This is a genomic window from Ruegeria sp. AP12 (assembly GCF_056540025.1).
Window position 1 is genome coordinate 1 of sequence record NZ_JBQFVZ010000063.1, and the last position, 1,366, is coordinate 1,366.

1 protein-coding gene is annotated in these 1,366 nt (G+C 55.3%); it reads left to right on the forward strand.

The window, feature by feature from the left end; genetic code table 11:
• Positions 1-702, forward strand: a 702-nt coding sequence (locus tag ACR0E6_RS21205; RefSeq protein WP_480587022.1) for an HAD-IIA family hydrolase, incomplete at its 5' end; no start/stop codon positions are given.
• Positions 703-1,366: the final 664 nt, after the last annotated feature.

A 1,366-nucleotide genomic window follows, 5' to 3' on the forward strand; every position in this document is an offset into this window, starting at 1 on the left:
GCAGCTCGTTTGAAAGAGCTCAGGGAGGGCGGACACCAGATTCGCATTCTTTCCAATGCTGCCAGCTATAATCACCAGGGCGCGACTGCCAAGTTTCAAAAACTCGGAATGCAAGTTGACGCAGATGAGATTGTAACCAGCCGCGACGCAGCCTTGGCAAACCTGAACGACGTTCTGTGGGGCTGCATCGCCTCTCCGTCTGACGATCTGACGGACATCTTATCCGAGACGATCAGGCTTGAGGCAGACCAGACAGACTTTGACCGCGCTGACGGTTTCTTGTTTCTCTCGACCGAAATCTGGCAACGATCTCAACAATCCATGCTTTGCGACAGCTTGTTGGCGAACCCGCGCCCAGTGGTGATCGCAAATGCTGATCTGGCAGCGCCACGAGACTTCGGATTCTCACTGGAGCCCGGTCACTACGGGCATTTGCTGGCAGATGAGGGCCTTCAAGACATCAAGTTCTTTGGCAAGCCATTTCCGGAAGTATTTGAAATGGTCGAAGCCACGCTTCCAGGAATTCCGCCCGAACGCATCGCGATGTGCGGTGACACTCTTCACACCGATATCCTCGGTGCAGCAGCACGGGGTTGGCGCACAGTCCTTGTCGCGCAAGATGGAGTGTTTTCGGGGCTGGATACTCGCACTTTTTGCGAGCAATCGAGCTTGACACCGAGCTGGCGCCTACTTCGCATATAGAAAACATCGTGATGCTCCCACTTTTGGCGAAGTATCAGACCGAAAATTAGCCTTGGTTCGAACGGCGGCTATGTCCCAAACAGCGGTCGACTTCGAACCGCGTCTCGAATGGCAGTTTTCTGCAACCAATGCACCAATTGCAGCGTCATAACAAACCGGAAACATCACTGAACGGGTGTTATGTGAACCGCCTTGTGGTTGAGAGTGCTACCCATCGCTGCTTGTCGTGATCCGCCTCATAAGTCCTCTCCCCATTGCTTTTGAAGACGCAATCCAATATCAAGACCGGCTGCGCTTCCGGTCGACTAAGCCGAGTGCGGCTTGAAGCGAACAAACCAAATGGAGGGTGCCATGTAGCAACGAAACTACATGAAAGGCCGCTACAATGGCCCACTACAAACGCAAACGGGCACGCACTGTATCTCGGATTGGCTACTCAGCACGGGGGCTCGAGCATCGACTGTCGGAAGGTCCGGACACCATACATTGGCTGGAGAACTGGCCGCGATGGCATGACAAGCTGTTTCATACGAAACCCTATTAGACAGGGCCGTGTCCTCGGCTGCGCCTGCGGGCCGCACCACCCCTGTCGAATAGCATTGCCTCGCCCCCTCCCGCGTTCGCCACGTGGCAGATCAGCAGGAACAGGCGGCTTCGCCGTCTG